The sequence below is a fragment of the Pseudomonas sp. 25 R 14 genome (assembly GCF_900004755.1).
GTDB lineage: Bacteria > Pseudomonadota > Gammaproteobacteria > Pseudomonadales > Pseudomonadaceae > Aquipseudomonas > Aquipseudomonas brenneri.
Genome location: NZ_CVTS01000062.1, coordinates 103485 through 123067, shown reverse-complemented (window position 1 = coordinate 123067; position 19583 = coordinate 103485). Strand labels below are relative to the sequence as shown.

The 19583-nt window shown below is 59.7% G+C and carries 14 protein-coding genes; 9 read left to right on the top strand and 5 right to left on the bottom strand.

Annotated features, from left to right (window positions below):
• Positions 1-112: 112 nt before the first annotated feature.
• Positions 113-1621, top strand: a complete 1509-nt coding sequence (locus BFQ03_RS21900) for a sigma-54-dependent transcriptional regulator (RefSeq protein ID WP_032862519.1) — start codon at positions 113-115, stop codon at positions 1619-1621.
• A 9-nt stretch (positions 1622-1630) separates the two neighbouring features.
• On the opposite strand, the gene BFQ03_RS21895 is transcribed toward BFQ03_RS21900, so the two are convergent.
• Positions 1631-6070, bottom strand: a complete 4440-nt coding sequence (locus BFQ03_RS21895; protein WP_065944008.1) for a dermonecrotic toxin domain-containing protein — start codon at positions 6068-6070, stop codon at positions 1631-1633.
• Positions 6071-6704: 634 nt separating this feature from the next.
• Between BFQ03_RS21895 and gcvH the strand changes: the two genes are divergently transcribed.
• The 6 genes from gcvH (at position 6705) to BFQ03_RS21865 (ending at position 13837) form a co-directional block, all read left to right on the top strand.
• Positions 6705-7088, top strand: a complete 384-nt coding sequence (gcvH, locus tag BFQ03_RS21890) for a glycine cleavage system protein GcvH (protein WP_065944007.1) — start codon at positions 6705-6707, stop codon at positions 7086-7088.
• Positions 7089-7098: 10 nt separating this feature from the next.
• On the top strand, positions 7099-9948 hold the full coding sequence (gene gcvP / locus BFQ03_RS21885; protein ID WP_032862516.1) for an aminomethyl-transferring glycine dehydrogenase: 2850 nt from the start codon (positions 7099-7101) through the stop codon (positions 9946-9948).
• A gap of 162 nt (positions 9949-10110) precedes the next feature.
• A complete protein-coding gene (locus BFQ03_RS21880; RefSeq protein ID WP_032862515.1) occupies positions 10111-11487 on the top strand; it encodes an L-serine ammonia-lyase in 1377 nt (458 codons plus the stop codon).
• Between the two features lie 38 nt (positions 11488-11525).
• A complete protein-coding gene (gene gcvT / locus BFQ03_RS21875) occupies positions 11526-12650 on the top strand; it encodes a glycine cleavage system aminomethyltransferase GcvT (protein WP_032862514.1) in 1125 nt (374 codons plus the stop codon).
• Between the two features lie 389 nt (positions 12651-13039).
• Positions 13040-13252: a cold-shock protein gene (locus BFQ03_RS21870; protein ID WP_032862513.1), complete on the top strand. Its 213-nt coding sequence runs from the start codon at positions 13040-13042 to the stop codon at positions 13250-13252.
• A 96-nt stretch (positions 13253-13348) separates the two neighbouring features.
• Positions 13349-13837 (top strand): RDD family protein, encoded by a 489-nt coding sequence (locus BFQ03_RS21865; protein ID WP_032862512.1) that lies wholly within the window; start codon positions 13349-13351, stop codon positions 13835-13837.
• Positions 13838-13968: 131 nt separating this feature from the next.
• Here the strand turns inward: BFQ03_RS21865 and nadA are convergent, their stop codons facing one another.
• Together nadA and BFQ03_RS21855 are read right to left on the bottom strand one after the other, a co-directional pair.
• On the bottom strand, positions 13969-15027 hold the full coding sequence (gene nadA, locus BFQ03_RS21860) for a quinolinate synthase NadA (RefSeq protein ID WP_065944006.1): 1059 nt from the start codon (positions 15025-15027) through the stop codon (positions 13969-13971).
• 148 nt (positions 15028-15175) lie between these two features.
• Complete coding sequence (locus BFQ03_RS21855; protein ID WP_032862510.1) at positions 15176-16069, bottom strand: LysR family transcriptional regulator; 894 nt, start codon at positions 16067-16069, stop codon at positions 15176-15178.
• 108 nt (positions 16070-16177) lie between these two features.
• Between BFQ03_RS21855 and lldD the strand changes: the two genes are divergently transcribed.
• A complete protein-coding gene (gene lldD / locus BFQ03_RS21850) occupies positions 16178-17320 on the top strand; it encodes an FMN-dependent L-lactate dehydrogenase LldD (RefSeq protein ID WP_032862625.1) in 1143 nt (380 codons plus the stop codon).
• A 9-nt stretch (positions 17321-17329) separates the two neighbouring features.
• Here the strand turns inward: lldD and BFQ03_RS21845 are convergent, their stop codons facing one another.
• Together BFQ03_RS21845 and BFQ03_RS21840 are read right to left on the bottom strand one after the other, a co-directional pair.
• Complete coding sequence (locus tag BFQ03_RS21845; protein ID WP_032862509.1) at positions 17330-18022, bottom strand: RES family NAD+ phosphorylase; 693 nt, start codon at positions 18020-18022, stop codon at positions 17330-17332.
• On the bottom strand, positions 18016-18420 hold the full coding sequence (locus tag BFQ03_RS21840) for an antitoxin Xre-like helix-turn-helix domain-containing protein (RefSeq protein ID WP_032862508.1): 405 nt from the start codon (positions 18418-18420) through the stop codon (positions 18016-18018). Before BFQ03_RS21840 ends, BFQ03_RS21845 begins: the two co-directional genes overlap by 7 nt.
• 147 nt (positions 18421-18567) lie before the next feature.
• Here BFQ03_RS21840 and BFQ03_RS21835 point away from each other — a divergent pair, with 147 nt between their 5' ends.
• On the top strand, positions 18568-19446 hold the full coding sequence (locus tag BFQ03_RS21835; protein WP_139115725.1) for a hypothetical protein: 879 nt from the start codon (positions 18568-18570) through the stop codon (positions 19444-19446).
• Positions 19447-19583 lie beyond the last annotated feature (137 nt).

Below are 19583 nucleotides of genomic sequence, written 5' to 3'. Positions count from 1 at the left end.
CGCGAGCAAGCCCGCTCCCACATTTTGATCAGTGTCATCTGTCAGATTTCACCTCGGCCCTGCTCCAAGGCATACTGGCCGCCTCTCGCTCCCCAGAACTGTCAGCAGCCCCATGCGTATCCACGTCAGCTTCATCGACCGCGTCGGCATTACCCAGGAAGTCCTGGCCTTGCTCGGCGGGCGCAATCTCAACCTGGATGCGGTGGAGATGGTGCCGCCCAACGTCTATATCGACGCCCCGACCCTCAGCGCCGAAGTACTGGAAGAATTGCGCGACGCGTTGTTCAGCGTCCACGGCGTGCAAGCGGTGACGGTGGTCGACATCCTTCCAGGCCAACGCCGCCACCTGCAACTCGACGCCCTGCTGGCGGCCATGACCGATCCGGTGCTGGCCCTGGACAGCGCCGGCAAGGTGTTGCTGGCCAACCCGGCACTGATTACCCTCTATGGTCGCGAACCCGCAGGGGAAAGCATCGCCGAACTATTTGACAGCCCAACGCTGCTGGACTCCCTGCTCGAACACGGCTTTCGCCTGCCCCTGCGGGAGATCAGCGTCAACGGCCAGACCCTGCTGCTGGACGCCACGCCGATTACCGATGCTGGCGCGCTGTTGACCTTGTATCAACCCAACCGCATCGGCGAACGGTTGTCGGCGCTGCACCATGACCATGCCGAAGGTTTCGATGCATTGCTGGGCGAATCCCCGGCGATCCGCACCCTCAAGACCCGTGCATTACGGGTGGCGGCCCTCGATGCCCCGCTGTTGATCCAGGGCGAGACCGGCACCGGCAAGGAACTGGTGGCCCGCGCGTGCCATGCCATCAGTGCGCGCCACAGCTCACCCTTCCTGGCGCTGAACTGTGCGGCCCTGCCGGAAAACCTCGCCGAGAGCGAGTTGTTCGGCTACGCCCCCGGCGCCTTTACCGGCGCCCAGCGCGGCGGCAAGCCGGGATTGATGGAGCTGGCCAACCAGGGCACCGTGTTCCTCGATGAGATTGGCGAGATGTCGCCGTACCTGCAGGCCAAGCTGCTGCGCTTTCTCAACGACGGCAGCTTTCGCCGGGTCGGAGGCGACCGTGAGATCAAGGTCAACGTACGCATCCTCAGTGCTACCCACCGCGACCTGGAGAAAATGGTCAGCGAAGGCACCTTCCGTGAAGACCTGTTCTACCGCCTCAACGTGCTGAATGTCGAAGTCCCACCCCTGCGCGAGCGCGACCAGGACATCCTGCTGCTGGCCCGCTACTTCATGCAGCAGGCCTGCGCGCAGATCCAGCGCCCGGTCTGTCGCCTGGCACCGGGCACCTACCCGGCGCTGCTGGGCAACCGCTGGCCGGGTAACGTGCGCCAGTTGCAGAACGTGATCTTCCGCGCCGCCGCCATTTGCGAAAGCAACCTGGTGGACATTGGCGACCTGGATATCGCCGGCACCTCGGTCGCCCGCCAGAGCGACGGAGAAGTCGATAGCCTGGAGCAGGCGGTGGAGGATTTTGAGCGTTCGTTGCTGGAAAAACTGTATGCCAGCTACCCATCGACGCGACAACTGGCCAGCCGCTTGCAGACCTCCCATACCGCCATCGCCCATCGGCTACGCAAGTACGGGATTCCCGGTAAAAATTGAGCATGATGCTTACCAGAATACCCGCCGCCCGCGCTGTACCATTACGCCCCTGGTGCTGAAAAACAGGCGCTGGGCCATGGCCGGGCTGATCCGCGAATAGTAGATCGCGATCACATCGGCGTCAGTCTTTTCACCAAGGCTGCGATAACTCATAAAACGCTGTTCGGGCCGCTTCAGATGGCCAGCGCTGTAGCCTGCATTGGGTGTCGTCCGTGCCCGATAATGAAAATGCGCATACGCCAAAACCTTGCCCTGCCTGTCCTTGATCACATACTCCTGTAGAAAATCATCCAGCCGCTTGAGCTGCACACGGTCTTTTACCAGCACAATTTCAACTTCATTCTGCTGCTTGAGATAGGCAATGCCTTCTTCGTCAGGGGGCAGGTGCTTGACCATCTCGATACGTATCAGCCGCCCCTGCTCCACAAGGCGGCTGGAGGCCTGAGCCAGCTCATCGAGCAAAGGAATGGAAACAACTGCTGACGTGCCCTTGTCTTTTTCCGGCTCGCGGGCCAGCGCCTTGCGGATTTTCTGTGCAACGCCTTTCATGGCCTCGGCCTGGCGTGCCAGGCGGGCCTCGACGCTGTCGGGCATGCTGGAGATGTGGGTCTCATTGCGGGCCTGCTCAACCACCAGCGGCTCTCTGTCAAGCAGCCTGCGTGCATCGCCCTTGAGCTTTTCCAGCGAGCGTACCGGTCGCGACACAGACGCAGCCGCTTCGGTAACCGGCTCAAAGTCATCTGAGCTTGGGCTGCGACGAAAGCTCGCCTGTACGCTCTTATCGATTGGACTGAGGATATCAACGATCTCATCCTCCGATTCAGGCGTGCGGGCCCTTACTTGCCCGAGTTGGTAGCGCTTTTTGCGATCGAGGAACAAACGCTTGTCGGCGCTGGGTACCGACACAGGTTGGGCCGCAGGGCGCGCCTCCTGTTCGCGAAGCAGCATCGACAAGGACTGTTCTGCTTCCCGGCCCAACTCTTTGAGCAGATGCCCCAATTGTTCGATAACACGCTTGTCAACCAACTCCACGGCCATATCGCCGTATTCCCGAATCCCTGCCTGGGACCTTCGATACTCCCTGGCAATCGCTTCATACCCAGTGATTCGCTGCTCCATACTCAACAAGTCGGGCTCGCGCAGGGTTTTCTGCGACTGGATCGATTGGATCGCCTCACCGAACAACTCATGGAGCTGATCGAAATCCTCATACTCTCCAGAGGATGGCAACCGACGCAACATCGCGCCATACAACGCCTTTAACTGCATGGACTTCCAGTCCAGAGGCGTGCCCGTCTCTGGCGCGGCCATTAACAGGGCATGCGGCTCATACCCGGGCACGCCCATCAATCGCTCATGGGCATTCTGCTCCAGAGTGCTCAAGTCGATCAGTTGAGCGTTGTACTCTGCGATCGTCAGCGCGGATTGAACAACAATACGATGAGCTGCCTGGGCAATCGCTTCGTCGCCGCCATCCATTTGTGCCTCCAACTCGCTCAAACGCTCATCGGAAAGAATCACCCCCGCACGGGTGTTGATCACCACGGTCATCTGGTCGCGCAAGTTCTCAACGATGGCCTCCAACTGCTTCATCTTCTCTCGCTCGAAGCCACTCACCGGTTTGTGGGTGTTTTTTGCAGTCAACGCATTAATCCTGTCGAGTTGCAGCCGGTATTCCTCTTCCAGCACCCTCAAATAGTCGGTGCTGCTGTCATGCCGTTGTTGATCCGTGAACGCATCAGAGTCCGAAGCATGCACCTCTCTGTAGCGTTTCTGGGCCGCCCGCACCCGTTCCAAAACTTCATCCAGCCGAGCCGTTGCGCCACTGTAGTCACGCTCCAGTCGCAGGTTTTCATTCTGGATGCGTATACGCCGTTCTGCCGCCGTGACTTTTTTGGGCTGCCCACCGAGCAATTGCAGGCCCAGGTCAACTTTCCAGACACCTTTCGAGTCCTGCCTGAGCCATGGGCCTGAACGTTCGTTGTGACTGAAGTCGACGATCCGCCAGCGACCGCCAACGGGCTTGACGCCATACAGCTTGCTGTCTATCAGCGTGTAGTCCTGATGGTTGCCATGCACCACCACTCGACCGCGTATGGGGCTGTCTGTCGAGATCACCGTAGGGTTTGCCGGCCATGTTTCCCCTGGCCCCGGCGCCCATTGGAAGGTTTCGAGCTGTGCTCGCTGGGTCGAATTGGGCCTGAGCCGTGAAGTGGCCCAAGAGAAGTCCATGGCCGTGATATCTGCCATTGAACGCTGCCAGGCAAATGCTGCCACGGGTTGATGAATATGAGGCCCGCCTGTGAACGCCACACGCCCACCCCTGCCCCCTGTGATCGGCCAGGTCTCGCGCAAACGCAAACGCTCATCCAGGGGAACGACATGGCTCAATAGCAGGCCAGCCGAACTGCCGATCAGCTCGATCAGCTCGATCAGCGCACTGGCAGAGTCCTCCTGGCTGGCCCCGGGCGGCAACGCCAGCAGCGTGCGAAAACTGTCAAACATCTGAGACAGCCAGCCTGCCACCGCTACCGGCCCCCTGAGCATCGGCAGCAGGACGTTGAATACTTGCCAGAGATCATTCTTGAACAAGCTCCAGCGCAGTGCCTCGTTGGAGACCGCCTGCTTCTTGGCAAGCTGCCACAGGCTGGTCGCGCTTTCATCGAATACTGCCTCAAGAAACACCCCCGGCACCTGCTCATCACTGAGCAGCGCCGCACCGGAGACAGGCAGTGTGCTGTACTCATCCCCTTGCAGGAAACGCTGGACATGGGGGTGCAAAAAACCACCCCGGGCAAACACTGCCTGGTCGTTTTCGCTCATGCGCTCAAGCACGACGGCCTGTAAATCGCTGCCCATACGGGCCACCTCATCGAGCAAGGCCTGGCGACTGGCAAACTGCTGAAGCATCGCCTCGTGCTGATCCGGCCGATAAAGAATATGCGGCAGGTCACTGTTATCACGTGGGCCGATGACAAACAGATTGCGGGCTTTATGGGCAACGCCACCGGCATGGGTCAAAAACGCCAGAGGCCGGGCGACAATCACCTGAGTATCAAGCCGCCCCTCGTCCTGCAGTATCGCTTGCACGACTGACACCCCAGACTGGGTGAAACCATTGCGTTGACGAAGGCTGTTCTCCAGCGCATGCAGAGGCAGTTGGATCGCCATCTGATCGACAAACAGCCGCCGCCGCCGCGCAGACTCTACCGGGTCCGACAGCAACAGACGGTTGAGAAGCGCCGGGTAATGCTTGCCGACATCGACGGTTTCAATCAATTGCTTGAGATAAGCCGGCTTGATCCACCAATCAGGCACATACCCCGGCTGCGCCTGGTTGCTGATTTGCACGCGGGCATAGGCAGAGGCGAAGGGGTTTTCCAGCGCCCACTCGGTCAAGGTCCTGGTGGCGCGCTGCGTCCAGCCGACGGTGCCACCTTGAGTGCGCTCGAATGTCAGCAGGTAATCGTCCGGATTGATGATCACCTCCTGCGGGTGATCCAGGCGCATCTGGCGTTGCAGCGCCTTGCGGGCGTACACATCAATCGGTTCAAGCCCGTCCAGAAACGAAGCCCCCGCGGTGCATTGCTGCAGGTGCGCCAGGCGCGCAAGCCATTGACCATAGGCTTGGCGATCAGCGCCGCCGGCAGTCTGCAACCAGATCGGCAATTGCTCTTCATGGGGTTGCTGGACGTAATCGGGGTTAAACCAGGCCAGGGGCGAGGTCAGTTTGATCAATAGCCTTTCATAGCTGCCAACAGTGGCCAACACAGACCAGTCGATCCGCCTCACGCTTCTGAGTTGTCGTTCCAATAAACTCTGGGCCAGGGCATCGAATACGTCGGTATGGGGTTCCTTGAGCACCCAACTGAGCGGTAGGCCTGGGGTGTATGTGCTCATGTAACGAGGCAACAGGCTGCCCAACTGGTCCAGCGTGTCGAGTTTGAGCAGCGCCATCACCGGCAGGTAGACCAGGCTTACCAGGCCCTCATTGAGCTGGCGCTGCAAGACCAGCAGCGGGAGCCATTCACCCGGCAGCCCTGCCTGTGCGGCATATACCTGATAAATCCGCAGTGGGTTCGGTGCGCCCAGTGCCTGCCGATCCTCCTGGTAAGCCCAGAGCACCTGCACATCGCTCCCCTCGCCAAGCAACATCTTGCGCTCCTGCAAACTGAGCGGCGGATTTTGTCGAGCCGTGAGCAGGCAGGCACGCAATTGCTTGCTCACGGCCTCCCAGCGACTGTGCGAGGCTTGTCCCTCGATCCGGGCATTCCAGTACGCCACCAGCCGCACGCAAAAACCCTCCAGCAGCTGCGGGGCAAGGGCGTTAAGCATGCGTTCTACATCTTCGACAGAAATAGCTGCGCCCACCGGTTGGAAACCCTCTGCGGGCAGTTGGCGCAGCAGTTGATGATGACCTGATGTGTAGTTCAGCAAGGTGGCGCTCATGCACCGCGCGATCAATGCGTCACTTAAGGTCGTAAGCTGTCCGTAAGCCACACTGCCGGTTTTCGTTCGCTGTATGACCCCAATCCAACTGTTGTCGGCCTGCAGACTAGAACCTGCAAACGTGTCGGTTATCCACTCCTGGATCATGGACTGCGCCACCTGAGTCAACGTCAGACGTTGCGCAAACACTTTGGAAAGGTAATTGCGGGAGGCTTGTGCCTGCGAAATCTCCCGAAGTGTTCCTGTTGGATTACTCATGTAAAGCGTCCTGATCGATAGAAACCGACAGGGTGAGCCGCCTTCTGGTGCCTTGTGCGGTAGATAGATCACCTGCCAGGGCATCTCTAGCCATGGCCACTCGTACTGAAATCGCTACAGTGGAATGATTTCAATACGGGCGCAGTGAGCCTTCACCATGCAAGGCTTTGATCCACATAGGCTTTTTTTGCGCCACCAAAGCGTATCGATTTCGCTACAACGGATAACGGCAACCCTCCGACCATAAACGCCAACCAATTGATTTTAAACGATAAAAATTATTGGCCGCATTCTTGCTATGGCTTTACCCATCCAGCTCGGCAGACACGAGCATTCAATCCCGTCCACCAGACGATTCTGGCCCTGAGGAGTTTCCATGAGCGAATTGCGTTTTACTGAAGATCACGAATGGCTGCGCGCCGAAGCCGACGGTAGCGTCACCGTGGGTATCACCGCATTCGCGCAAAACGCGCTGGGTGATGTGGTTTTCGTACAACTGCCTGAGCTGCAGGCCTACGACAAGGGCGCTGAAGCGTCCACCGTGGAGTCGGTAAAAGCTGCCAGTGGCGTGTACATGCCGTTGGACGGTGACGTCCTGGAAGTGAACCCCGCGCTGGAAGACAGCCCGGAGCTGGTCAACGAAGACCCGATGGGCGCAGGCTGGTTCTTCCGCTTTAAACCGGCTGACGCTGACGCAGTGGCTAAGCTGTTGGATCAGGATGCGTACGACCGCCTGATCAAAGCCAACGCTGAAGCTTGAGGAGCGCGCCATGACTGTTAATTTGAGCACCGCCAACGAATTTATCGCCCGTCACATCGGCCCGCGCCAGGACGATGAGCAGCAGATGCTCGCGACCCTGGGCTTCGATTCCCTCGAAGCCTTGAGCGCCAGCGTGATCCCGGAAAGCATCAAGGGCACTGCGGTACTGGGCCTGAGCGACGGCTTGAGCGAAGCGGATGCCCTGGCCAAGATCAAGGCCATCGCCGGCAAGAATCAACTGTTCAAGACCTATATCGGCCAGGGCTACTACAACTGCCACACGCCATCGCCGATCCTGCGCAACCTCCTGGAAAACCCGGCCTGGTACACCGCCTACACCCCGTACCAGCCAGAAATCTCCCAGGGCCGCCTGGAAGCGCTGCTCAATTTCCAGACCCTGATCAGCGACCTCACCGGCCTGCCAATCGCCAACGCATCCTTGCTCGACGAAGCCACCGCCGCCGCCGAAGCCATGACCTTCTGCAAGCGCCTGAGCAAGAACAAGAGCAGCAATGCTTTCTTCGCCTCGATCCACAGCCACCCGCAAACCCTCGACGTGCTGCGCACCCGTGCCGAGCCACTGGGTATCGATGTGGTGGTGGGCGATGAACGCAAACTGACCGACGTCAGCCCGTTCTTTGGCGCCCTGCTGCAATACCCGGCCAGCAACGGTGATGTCTTTGACTACCGCGAACTGACCGAGCGCTTCCATGCCGCCAATGCCCTGGTGGCCGTGGCCGCCGACCTGCTGGCCCTGACCCTGCTGACCCCACCGGGTGAGTTCGGTGCCGACGTGGCCATTGGCAGTGCCCAACGCTTCGGCGTACCGCTGGGCTTTGGTGGCCCGCATGCGGCGTACTTCTCCACCAAGGATGCGTTCAAGCGCGATATGCCGGGCCGTCTGGTCGGTGTATCGGTGGACCGTTTCGGCAAGCCGGCCCTGCGCCTGGCCATGCAGACCCGCGAGCAGCATATCCGCCGCGAGAAGGCCACCAGCAACATCTGCACCGCCCAAGTGCTGCTGGCCAACATCGCCAGCATGTACGCCGTGTACCACGGCCCTAAAGGCTTGACCCAGATCGCCCAGCGCGTGCACCAGTTGACCGCGATCCTGGCCAACGGCCTGACTACCTTGGGTCTTAAGGTCGAGCAGGAAAACTTCTTCGACACCCTCACCCTCAACACCGGCGCCAACACCGTAGCCCTGCACGACAAGGCCCGCGCCGTGCGCATTAACCTGCGTGTTGTGGATACCGATCGCCTGGGCCTGTCGGTGGACGAAACCACTACCCAAGCCGACATTGAAACCCTGTGGAGCGTGTTTGCCAGCGGTAAAGCCCTGCCGGACTTCGCCGCCCTAGCCGCCAGCGTCGACAGCACCCTGCCCGCCGCACTGCTGCGCCAGTCGCCAATCCTCAGCCACCCGGTGTTCAACCGTTATCACTCGGAAACCGAGCTGATGCGCTACCTGCGCAAGCTGGCCGACAAGGACCTGGCACTGGATCGCACCATGATCCCGCTGGGCTCGTGCACCATGAAGCTCAACGCCGCCAGCGAAATGATCCCGGTGACCTGGGCCGAGTTCGGCGCCCTGCACCCGTTCGCCCCGGCGGAACAAAGCGCCGGCTACCTGCAACTGACCAGCGAGCTGGAAGCCATGCTCTGCGCGGCCACCGGCTACGACGCGATCTCCCTGCAACCGAACGCCGGTTCCCAGGGTGAGTACGCAGGCCTCCTGGCGATACGTGCCTATCACCAGAGCCGTGGCGAAGAACGTCGCGACATCTGCCTGATCCCATCGTCGGCCCACGGTACCAACCCGGCCACCGCCAACATGGCCGGCATGCGCGTGGTCGTCACCGCGTGCGATGCCCGTGGCAACGTGGACATCGAAGACCTGCGGGCCAAGGCCATCGAGCACCGCGAACACCTCGCCGCGCTGATGATCACTTACCCATCGACCCACGGCGTGTTCGAGGAAGGCATCCGCGAAATCTGCGGGATCATCCACGACAACGGCGGCCAGGTGTACATCGACGGCGCCAACATGAACGCCATGGTCGGCCTGTGCGCACCGGGCAAGTTCGGCGGCGACGTGTCCCACCTGAACCTGCACAAGACCTTCTGCATCCCCCACGGTGGTGGTGGCCCGGGTGTTGGCCCGATTGGCGTCAAGTCGCACCTCACGCCGTTCCTGCCCGGCCATGCGGCCATGGAGCGCAAGGAAGGCGCGGTGTGCGCGGCGCCATTCGGCAGCGCGAGCATTTTGCCGATCACCTGGATGTACATCAGCATGATGGGCGGCGCGGGCCTCAAGCGCGCGTCGCAGTTGGCGATCCTCAATGCCAACTACATTTCCCGTCGCCTGGAAGAGCACTACCCCGTGCTGTACACCGGCAGCAACGGCCTGGTGGCACACGAATGCATCCTCGACCTGCGCCCGCTCAAGGACAGCAGCGGCATTAGCGTGGATGACGTGGCCAAGCGCCTGATCGACTTTGGGTTCCATGCGCCGACCATGTCGTTCCCGGTCGCCGGCACCTTGATGATCGAGCCGACCGAAAGCGAATCCAAGGAGGAACTGGACCGTTTCTGCGACGCCATGATCGCGATCCGTGAAGAAATACGCGCAGTGGAAAACGGCACGTTGGACAAGGACGACAACCCACTGAAGAACGCACCGCACACGGCAGCTGAAATCGTCGGCGAATGGAGCCACCCGTACAGCCGCGAACAGGCGGTGTACCCAGTAGCGTCGTTGATCGAAGGCAAGTACTGGCCGCCGGTTGGCCGGGTCGACAACGTGTTTGGCGATCGCAACCTGGTGTGCGCGTGCCCGTCGATCGAGAGCTACGCATAACCTGAGGAGGTACTCGATCAAAAAATGTGGGAGCGGGCTTGCTCGCGAATGCGGTGGTTCAGTCACCTAATGTATCAACTGACAGACCGCTTTCGCGAGCAAGCCCGCTCCCACAGTTTCACCGAGTACACCTGACACATAATAAGAAACCGGAGAACAACCATGTCTTTAAGCGTGTTCGACCTGTTCAAGATTGGCATCGGTCCCTCAAGCTCTCACACCGTTGGCCCGATGCGTGCCGCAGCCCGATTCGCCGAGGGCCTCAAGCGTGACGACCTGCTGCACACCACCACCTGCGTCAAGGTGGAGCTCTACGGCTCACTCGGCGCCACCGGCAAAGGCCACGGCAGCGACAAGGCTGTGTTGCTGGGCCTGGAGGGCGAACACCCGGACACCGTCGACACCGAAACCGTGCCCACGCGCCTGCAACAGATTCGCGCGGATGCACGTTTGAACCTGCTCGGAGAACACAGCATTGCGTTCAACGAGAAAGAACATCTGGCGATGATTCGCAAACCCCTGGCCTTTCACCCCAACGGTATGATCTTCCGCGCCTTTGACGCCGCCGGCCTGCAGATTCGCAGCCGCGAGTACTACTCGGTGGGCGGCGGCTTTGTGGTGGATGAAGATGCCGCCGGGGCTGACCGGATTGTCGAAGACGCCACGCCCCTGACTTTCCCGTTCAAAAGTGCCAAGGACTTGCTCGGGCATTGCGCTACCTACGGCCTGTCCATCAGCCAGGTGATGCTGACCAACGAAAGCGCCTGGCGCCCGGAAGCCGAGACCCGCAGCGGCCTGCTGAAGATCTGGCAGGTGATGCAAGATTGCGTAGGTGCAGGCTGTCGCAACGAAGGGATTTTGCCGGGGGGCTTGAAGGTCAAGCGCCGCGCTGCTGCGCTGCATCGCCAACTGTGCAAGAACCCGGAATCCGCCCTGCGCGATCCTCTATCGGTGCTGGACTGGGTCAACCTGTATGCCCTGGCGGTCAATGAAGAAAACGCCAACGGCGGGCGCGTAGTCACGGCACCTACCAATGGTGCAGCCGGGATCGTCCCGGCAGTGCTGCACTACTACATGCGTTTTATCCCCGGGGCCAATGAAGACGGCGTGGTGCGTTTCCTACTCACCGCCGCGGCCATCGGCATCCTCTACAAAGAAAATGCCTCGATCTCCGGGGCTGAGGTCGGTTGCCAGGGTGAAGTCGGCGTGGCCTGCTCCATGGCCGCCGGAGCCTTGTGCGAAGTGCTGGGCGGTACGGTTTCCCAGGTGGAGAACGCCGCCGAGATCGGCATGGAACATAACCTCGGCCTGACCTGCGACCCGATTGGCGGCTTGGTGCAGGTGCCCTGCATCGAGCGCAACGCCATGGGCTCGGTGAAGGCAATCAATGCGGTGCGCATGGCCTTGCGCGGCGATGGACAGCACTTCGTGTCCCTCGACAAGGTGATCCGCACCATGCGCCAGACCGGCGCCGACATGAAAAGCAAATACAAGGAAACCGCCCGTGGCGGTTTGGCCGTCAACATTATCGAGTGCTGACGCTTATAACGCGCCAGCACGTTTTTCAGGAGCTGAATATGTCCACCGAAACCCTGTTGAAAACCCCGCTGCATGCCCTGCACCTCGAACTGGGTGCGCGCATGGTGCCGTTCGCCGGCTATGACATGCCGGTGCAATACCCGCTGGGCGTGATGAAGGAACACCTGCACACCCGTGACCAGGCCGGGTTGTTCGATGTGTCGCACATGGGCCAGATCCGCCTGACCGGGGCCAATGCCGCCAAGGCCCTGGAAACCCTGGTGCCGGTGGATATCATCGACCTGCCCGTGGGCATGCAGCGCTACGCCATGTTCACCAACGAACAGGGCGGCATCCTCGATGACTTGATGGTTGCCAACCTGGGTAACGACGAACTGTTCCTGGTGGTCAACGCCGCCTGCAAGGATCAGGACCTGGCCCACCTGCGCCAGCATATCGGCGAGCTATGCCAGATCGAACCGCTGTTTGAGGAACGTGCCCTGCTGGCCCTGCAAGGCCCGGCAGCGGTGAAGGTCTTGGCGCGCCTGGCCCCGGAAGTCATCAAGATGACCTTTATGCAGTTCGCGCCCCTGCGCCTGCTGGGGGTGGAATGCTATGTCAGCCGTTCCGGCTATACCGGCGAAGACGGTTTCGAAATCTCGGTGCCCGCGGCCAGTGCCGAAAGCCTGGCCCGCAGCCTGCTGGCCGAAACCGAAGTCGAAGCCATTGGCCTGGGCGCCCGCGACTCCCTGCGCCTGGAAGCCGGCCTGTGCCTCTATGGCCACGATATGAACACCGAGACCACACCGATTGAGGCCAGTCTGTTGTGGGCCATTTCCAAGGTCCGCCGCGCTGATGGCGCGCGTGCCGGCGGTTTCCCGGGCGCCGATCGGATCTTCACCCAGCAGCAGACCGGTGTCAGCCGCAAGCGCGTTGGTCTGCTGCCACAGGAACGCACGCCGGTACGCGAAGGTGCAGAGATTGTCGATGAGCACGACACCGTGATCGGCACCGTCTGCAGCGGTGGCTTTGGCCCAAGCCTTGGCGGCCCGCTCGCCATGGGCTACCTCGACATGGCCTTTACCGCGCTGGATAGCGAAGTCTCTGCGTTGGTGCGTGGGAAAAAGGTGCCACTTCGTGTAAGTAAAATGCCATTCGTGCCACAACGTTACTATCGTGGCTGATTGATTGTTCCTATAAGTAACGCGGTTGTGTTCACTTGCACTAATGTGTAACACAACCGCCATAAAACAGTGCACTGACGATAGTCAATGTTATGTCGATTAACCTATAACAAGTGACTCACACTATCGAATAAGACACTTCGGCAATAGTGACCGAATTGTCATCATGACCAGTAAATACAGGGCTTTTAGAGGGCTTGTTTTTTCTGCCTTAGTTGTCGTAGAGTTTGCCCACTGTGTTTGCATGGGTCGCTTTGAACCTGGACCTGGGCAGTAGCCAAAGTTAGCTACAACCCGTTCGATGTCTCTTACTTTCCTGCAACCCAGCCCAGTACTCTTTCGTGTGAAAGGGACTGTCATCAATTTTTAGCGTCAAAGGAAAGAAGAAAATGGCTGAACGTCAGAGCGGTACCGTCAAGTGGTTTAACGACGAGAAAGGTTTTGGTTTTATCACCCCTGAAAGCGGTCCGGATCTGTTCGTGCACTTCCGCGCTATTCAGGGCAACGGCTTCAAGACCCTGAAAGAAGGCCAGAAAGTGACCTTCCTCGCAGTGCAAGGCCAGAAAGGCATGCAGGCTGACGAAGTACAAGCAGAAGGCTGATCCCTACTGCGACAAAAAGCCCCTGATGCTGACATCAGGGGCTTTTTTGTATGCGTTTGACCGTAAAATGGCTTTTTTCCTCCAGAGAGCCGAGCCATGTCGAAACACCTGCTGAGCCCCCAAGGCGAATTCCCCGCCGTTGGCCTGGGCCGTCGTCTGGCAGCGATGTTCTATGACTTCCTGTTGTGTACCGCCCTGTTGATCGTCACCGCCTTGCTCTACAAGCTGGTGTGGATCGCCTTTGTGGGGGAGGCGAAGATGCGCACGCTCTCGGAGTCCGGGGCCCTGGACGGTGATCCGTTGTTGTCGACGATTCTGTTTTTTGTGCTGTTTGGCTTCTTCGCCAAGTTCTGGACCCATTCCGGGCAGACCCTGGGCATGCAGGTATGGGGCGTGCGCGTGCAGAACACGGATGGCTCACGTATCAGCCTGTGGCAGGCGCTGTTGCGTTTTGTGGTGTCGATTGCGTCGTGGTTGTGTGCGGGGCTGGGGTTTATCTGGTCGCTGGTGGACAAGAAAAAACGCGCCTGGCATGACATCTATTCGGACACGCAATTGGTGCGGATCCCGAAGAAAAAGAAATAGCGCCCAAACGATGCAAATCAAATGTGGGAGCTGGCTTGCCTGCGATGCAGGCGCCTCGGTGTATCAGTCAGACCGAGGTGATGCTATCGCAGGCAAGCCAGCTCCTACAGTTTGATCGTGGCAGGCATGGATCAGGCGTTGCCGGCCAACTTCAGACGGGCCGCCTGGGTAAAGTCCAGCATGCGCTTGAGCGGGCGTACCGCATGGGGAATCAGCGAAGGCTCGACGAAGATCTCGTTGCTGCCTTCACGCAGGCATTGCAGCGTGCGCTCCAGGGTATTCATCGCCATCCACGGGCAGTGCGCGCAACTGCGGCATGCCGCGCCGTTACCGGCGGTTGGCGCCTCGACAAAGACCTTGTCCGGGCACAGCTGCTGCATCTTGTAGAAAATGCCGCGGTCAGTGGCGACGATGAACGTCTTGTTCGGCAAACGCTGCGCCGCCGCAATCAACTGGCTGGTGGAGCCCACGGCATCGGCCAACTCGATCACCGAGGTCGGTGATTCCGGGTGCACCAGGATCGCTGCATCCGGGTACAACGCCTTCATGTCTTCCAATTGCTTGGACTTGAACTCTTCGTGGACGATGCAGGCACCGTCCCACAGCAGCATGTCGGCACCGGTCTGACGCTGGATATAGGTACCCAGGTGCTTGTCCGGGCCCCAGATGATGGTTTCGCCGTTATCCATCAGGCTTTCGACGATTTCCAGGGCGCAACTGGAAGTCACCACCCAATCCGCGCGCGCTTTGACCGCCGCCGAAGTGTTGGCGTAGACCACCACGGTGCGCTCCGGATGCTGGTCGCAGAACGCCGAAAACTCTTCCACCGGGCAACCCAGGTCCAGGGAGCACGTGGCTTCCAGGGTTGGCATCAGGATACGTTTTTCGGGGGTGAGGATTTTCGCCGTCTCGCCCATGAAGCGCACACCGGCGACCAGCACGGTCTTGGCCGGGTGTGCGGCGCCGAAGCGGGCCATTTCCAGGGAGTCGGAAACACAGCCACCGGTTTCTTCGGCCAGGGCCTGAATCACCGGGTCGCAGTAGAAATGCGCCACCAGCACCGCATCTTGAGCCTTGAGCTCGGCAGCGATGGCAGAACGTAAGCTTGCCTCTTCCTCGGCACTGAGCACCTTGGGTTGCTTGGCATCGAGGTGGGCTTGGACCAGAAGGCGTTCGGAAATTTGCGTCATGTTCGCAAGACCTGCAGGCGCAGTTGCGCGAAAGTCGAGTATACCACCGGCTCTGGAGCCCTTCGGGCGCCGCCGGACGAAGTGATTGTGTTCATCAAGCACGGGTGAAGCTGCGCAAGGCTACAGAATATCGATTGGATTCAAAAGCCTAAAATGGCGCAGGGACATTACCCATTTCCCTGGCCAGGTCCAACCAGGCCCGCGCGGCTGGCGGCAAGTGAGCATTACGCCGCCAGGTCAGGGCAATATGCCAGTCAGTCTGGGGCTCATCCAACGCAATCAACGCAATGCCGGGATGCAGGTGCTTGTAAGCCAGCATGCGCGGCAGGAAGGCGACACCCAGGCCCGCGCCAACCAGGTCGACGATAAAGTCGATCTGGGCGCTGCGCACGGAAACCTTCGGCGAGACGCCCCGACGCTCGCAGGCGCAAAGAATGATGCGGTTCAGGGCAAACCCGGCCTCGAACAGTATGAAGGGTGAGTCGGACAAGTCGGAAAAATCCACACTCTTGCGTCCCGCCAATGGATGGCTGCTGGGCAGGACAACCATCAACGGCTCGACCCGCACGTCCTGATACTCAAACTCGCCCTCCACCGGCACCAGCAGGGCAGCCACGTCCACCTCCCCCGCTTGCAGGCACTCGCCCAGCTTCTTGCTGCCATGCTCGATCAGCTCGATCTCGATCTGTGGGTAACGCTGGCGATACACCGCAAACATCGCGGCAAATAACTCACCACTGCCCACCGGCGGCAAGCCGATGCGCAACACGCCACGCTTGAGCCCCAGCAGGTCATTGATCTCGGCCACCAAGTCGTTGCGCTCGGCGAGCAACACCAGGGCGCGGCGGTAGGCAATCTCACCGGCGGCTGTCAGTTCGCTCTTATGGCCGATACGGCTGAACAACGGCGTGCCCAACTCCTCCTCCAGCGTCTTGACCGCTTTGCTGACACTCGATTGCGTGAGCGAAACCATCTCGGCCGCTTGTGAGAAACTGCCTTGGCGCACCACTTCGACAAAGGCTCGCAGCGTTCGCAGGTTCATGACTATTCCATTTTCGACTTGAATGAAGTTGTAAAAGTTGTTTTTACCATGAAAAGCCTTTGGCTATCCTCCACCCACCGTTTTCTTTATTCCGGGGCCTCACTGTTCATGATCATTTCGTCCGCATCGGATTACCGCGAAGCCGCACGCCGCAAACTGCCGCGCTTCCTGTTCGACTACATTGACGGTGGCGCGTACGCCGAGCACACCCTCAAGGCCAACAGTTCGGACCTGGCAGACATCAGCCTGCGCCAGCGTGTGCTGCGTAACGTCGAGAGCCTGAGCCTGGAAACCACCTTGTTCGACCAACCGCTGGCGATGCCGGTGGTCATGAGTCCGGTGGGCCTGACCGGCATGTTTGCCCGACGCGGGGAAGTCCAGGTGGCCAACGCCGCGACCAATAAAGGTGTGCCTTTTTGCCTGTCGACCGTTTCCGTTTGCCCGATCGAGGAAGTAGCGTCGCAGACCGCGCAATCGATCTGGTTTCAACTCTATGTGTTGAAAGACCGCGGCTTCATGAAAAACGCCCTGGAGCGCGCGCAAGCCGCCGGAGTGAAAACCCTGGTCTTCACCGTCGACATGCCAACCCCCGGCGCCCGCTACCGTGATGCCCACTCCGGGATGTCCGGCCCGTACGCCGCCCAGCGACGCATGTTGCAGGCCGTGACCAAGCCGGCCTGGGCGTTTGATGTGGGGCTGATGGGCCGCCCTCATGACTTGGGCAACATCTCCAAATACCTGGGCAAACCGACCCACCTTGAAGATTACATCGGCTGGCTGGCCACCAACTTCGACCCCTCCATCAGTTGGAAAGACCTGGAGTGGATCCGTGAGTTCTGGAAGGGCCCAATGATCATCAAGGGCATCCTCGACCCACAGGACGCCAAGGATGCCGTGAGCTTCGGCGCTGACGGCATCGTCGTGTCCAACCACGGCGGCCGCCAGCTTGATGGCGTGCTGTCCACCGCCAAGGCACTGCCTGAGATCGCCCAGGCGGTTGGCAGTGACCTCACGGTGCTGGTGGACTCGGGGGTTCGTTCCGGGCTGGACGTGGTACGCATGCTCGCCCTCGGCGCCCGTGGCGTGTTACTGGGGCGCGCGCCCGCCTACGCCCTGGCCGCTGATGGGCAGCGTGGCGTGGAAAACCTGCTGGATATCTTTGCTAAGGAAATGCGCGTGGCCATGACCCTCACCGGGGTTACCTCGATTGCGCAGATCGATGAGTCGATCCTGGTGCGCGGGCAGATCTGACCCTGTGCATCAGGCTTCGCTGATCTTGCTGACACTGGTGATCTGCCCATTCCAGACCATCTCGTAATGAGAGGCCTGGACAATCGACGACACCGGCCTAGGTGTCAGCAACGCCCAGCAGTGGTTGCCCTCTGCACGCACTGACAGATAACGAAGGCCCGGGCAGCCGGCCTTCTTCAGTGCGCTGCCCAAACGATGGGAGTCGTTGTAGTCGTCGGGATCGTAGATCGGGTCGCTGATCGGCACCGACGTCGCATCCTTCATCGAATCACCGGCAAAGGTGCACGACAGCCCGCGAAAGACAAAACGCTCATAGTTCAGGCCATGGACCCCGGACCAATACTGGTTCTGGTGATGACGCACCTCTGCCAGTGCCGTTTCTATCGTCGCAGCCAGGTACAGGACGCCAAAATCACCAGCGCTGAAACGCGACCCGGCAGGATTGACGTGGGTGAACGGCGCAATTGCGTAGGAACATCCCACAATCCCGAACGGGATTTCCCTACGGGGTATCAGCTCGATCCGGCCGACCTCATTGCCCAATCGCGGGTTGGTCAGGGCCTGGATCTGATAGAGCGCCTCAAACTCGTCGGCATCCGCCACATCGTCAAACAATGCAATCGGCGGGAATTTTGAATTGACCAGGCGATAGGCCTGCAACTGGCCCCCCGGCAACTCACCCAGCTGGTTCAGCGTCACCATTGCGCGCCACGCAGCACATCGATGCGGCGGAAGGTTTCGTACAGCGAAATCATATCGCCCTGAGCCATGATCTCCAGGGGCGAGCGCCCGTTGAAAAAGCTGTTGTCGTTGGCCATTGCGGGGAAGCCATACACGTTCTCGGGGTTATCGAACACCATGCGCAGCGTGGCGTGGATATTGAGCACGAAGCTGATGCGCTGCATCTGATCGAAGTCCAGGCTGACGGACCATGCGGCATCACGCTGCCGGGCGCGGGTGTAGGTACTGCGCGAGATACGCAGGATGCGGCAGGCCTGGTCGCTGCTGGCCTGCCACTTTTCCAGGATGCCCACGGCCGCCCGTAGTCCGGCGACACATTGTTCCCGAGTGAAGGGTTGCGCTTGGAGGGCTAGGCTCATAGTTGCCACCTCATAATGAATCTATAGACTCAAATATAGACAAAGAAGATCTATAGATCAAACATAGGCAGAATCAACCGTCAGTCGTTACAACCAAACACTCCAGCGCCACGGTTTTTGTTATTTCGAATCGCACTTTAGCGCTTGATGGGTGAGAATGGTTCCCGTCTACATTTCCCCAGTCTATTTGTGTACGAGCCCCAAGAAATGGAATTCAACACGTCTTCTTCGTCCCGCTGGCTTCTGGCATTGTTCGGTGCAAGCCTACTTTCACTGTCCGGCTGCCAGAGTCACACGCCCGAACAGGCAGCGGCCTTGGCGGCAGCACAAATGCAACAAAAGGATGAAAAATTCGTCACCACTTTCCAAATGATACTGCGCAGCTATGCCCTAGCTGCCAATGAGCAAGAACTGACAGGCGTGATGAATATGATCATGACCGTCGACGCGCAGAACCATGTAGTGGATTGCTCGACCAAACGCGGAACCCTGCTACCCAACCAAGACCTGAACAACCTGCGCCAGGCCAAGCTGGGCAAACTGGTGACTGACCTGTGTTGGACCACCCTGTTTCCCGAGGTCTCACCCAAGGTCTTCGCCGATGCCAAGGACACTCAGGTGATTGTCGCGCCCATGGTATTCACCCCTCTGCTCGGCATGTCGGAGGAGGAGCAACAAAAGCATACGGCCCGCATCGATTTCTATAAGCAGATCCGCTTCTTCCGTGAGCAACTGTTTGCCGGACATGCCATCGACAGTATCGGCGTAGCCAGCTTCCACTTCATCGCCGATGCACAAGGCAAAGTCAGTGAGTGCATGGTCAACCTGAATCAAAGCCCGTATCGGCTACAAGGCTTCAAGGTGGATAGCGCGCTGCAGCAACGCCTCGTCACGCAGTGCAAACTGCTGGACCTGCGACAGATGCCGGGGTTTGACAGCCACCCTCAGGGCCTGCCGACAGGCTATGTGTTTGTGGACTACAGCCCATGGATGAATGGGTATCACGCCAAGGCTGAGCAACAATAGAACTCAGAGGCTTGCAGAGGGCTCAGCCGAGGAAACTGAGCCAGGGGCCTGAATCGATGAACGCCTGGTTTGTCTTGGCACAAGGCAAAAAAAAACCCGGAAATCCTCACTTGCGTGGGCCTTCCGGATTTTCTAAA

What these genes read in the sequence shown, in the direction of transcription:
- BFQ03_RS21900 (WP_032862519.1), top strand. Translation starts at nt 113, where the DNA reads ATGCGTATCCACGTCAGCTTCATCGACCGCGTCGGCATTACCCAGGAA.
- BFQ03_RS21895 (WP_065944008.1), bottom strand. Translation starts at nt 6,070, where the DNA reads ATGAGCGCCACCTTGCTGAACTACACATCAGGTCATCATCAACTGCTG.
- gcvH (WP_065944007.1), top strand. Translation starts at nt 6,705, where the DNA reads ATGAGCGAATTGCGTTTTACTGAAGATCACGAATGGCTGCGCGCCGAA.
- gcvP (WP_032862516.1), top strand. Translation starts at nt 7,099, where the DNA reads ATGACTGTTAATTTGAGCACCGCCAACGAATTTATCGCCCGTCACATC.
- BFQ03_RS21880 (WP_032862515.1), top strand. Translation starts at nt 10,111, where the DNA reads ATGTCTTTAAGCGTGTTCGACCTGTTCAAGATTGGCATCGGTCCCTCA.
- gcvT (WP_032862514.1), top strand. Translation starts at nt 11,526, where the DNA reads ATGTCCACCGAAACCCTGTTGAAAACCCCGCTGCATGCCCTGCACCTC.
- BFQ03_RS21870 (WP_032862513.1), top strand. Translation starts at nt 13,040, where the DNA reads ATGGCTGAACGTCAGAGCGGTACCGTCAAGTGGTTTAACGACGAGAAA.
- BFQ03_RS21865 (WP_032862512.1), top strand. Translation starts at nt 13,349, where the DNA reads ATGTCGAAACACCTGCTGAGCCCCCAAGGCGAATTCCCCGCCGTTGGC.
- nadA (WP_065944006.1), bottom strand. Translation starts at nt 15,027, where the DNA reads ATGACGCAAATTTCCGAACGCCTTCTGGTCCAAGCCCACCTCGATGCC.
- BFQ03_RS21855 (WP_032862510.1), bottom strand. Translation starts at nt 16,069, where the DNA reads ATGAACCTGCGAACGCTGCGAGCCTTTGTCGAAGTGGTGCGCCAAGGC.
- lldD (WP_032862625.1), top strand. Translation starts at nt 16,178, where the DNA reads ATGATCATTTCGTCCGCATCGGATTACCGCGAAGCCGCACGCCGCAAA.
- BFQ03_RS21845 (WP_032862509.1), bottom strand. Translation starts at nt 18,022, where the DNA reads ATGGTGACGCTGAACCAGCTGGGTGAGTTGCCGGGGGGCCAGTTGCAG.
- BFQ03_RS21840 (WP_032862508.1), bottom strand. Translation starts at nt 18,420, where the DNA reads ATGAGCCTAGCCCTCCAAGCGCAACCCTTCACTCGGGAACAATGTGTC.
- BFQ03_RS21835 (WP_139115725.1), top strand. Translation starts at nt 18,568, where the DNA reads ATGGGTGAGAATGGTTCCCGTCTACATTTCCCCAGTCTATTTGTGTAC.